The sequence below is a fragment of the Shigella sp. SIG3 genome (assembly GCF_053555855.1).
Genome location: NZ_JBQZXE010000335.1, coordinates 1 through 373, shown reverse-complemented (window position 1 = coordinate 373; position 373 = coordinate 1). Strand labels below are relative to the sequence as shown.

Genomic DNA, 373 nt, shown 5'->3' with positions numbered 1-373 from the left:
ACGGGGGCAGGCTGTATTGCGCGTGCTGACTTTGAAGCCCGGCAACGGGCGGCGCGGACGGATGAAACCACCTATGTGGTGCAGGGCTGGCGACAGGGTAACGGTACGCTGTGGCAGCCCAACCAGCGGGTGATTGTCTTCGATCCGGTCTGTGGTTTTGACAATACCGAACTGCTTGTCTCGGAAGTCACGTTTACTCAGGACCAGAATGGCACTCTGACGGAAATCCGTGTCGGCCCGCCTGATGCTTATCTGCCTGAACCCGAAGACCCCGGCGCGCGGAAAAAGAAAAAAGCCAGAGTACAGGAGGACCCGTTCTGATGAGGACGATTGAAGCCATGCAGCGACAACTCCTCGGCCTGATTGGGCGGGC

At 59.0% G+C, this 373-nt stretch carries 1 protein-coding gene; it reads left to right on the top strand.

The genetic code is table 11. The features are described from left to right. On the top strand, positions 1 to 321 hold a 321-nt coding region (locus ACUU1I_RS21280; protein WP_373360585.1), incomplete at its 5' end, for a phage baseplate assembly protein. Positions 322 to 373 lie beyond the last annotated feature (52 nt).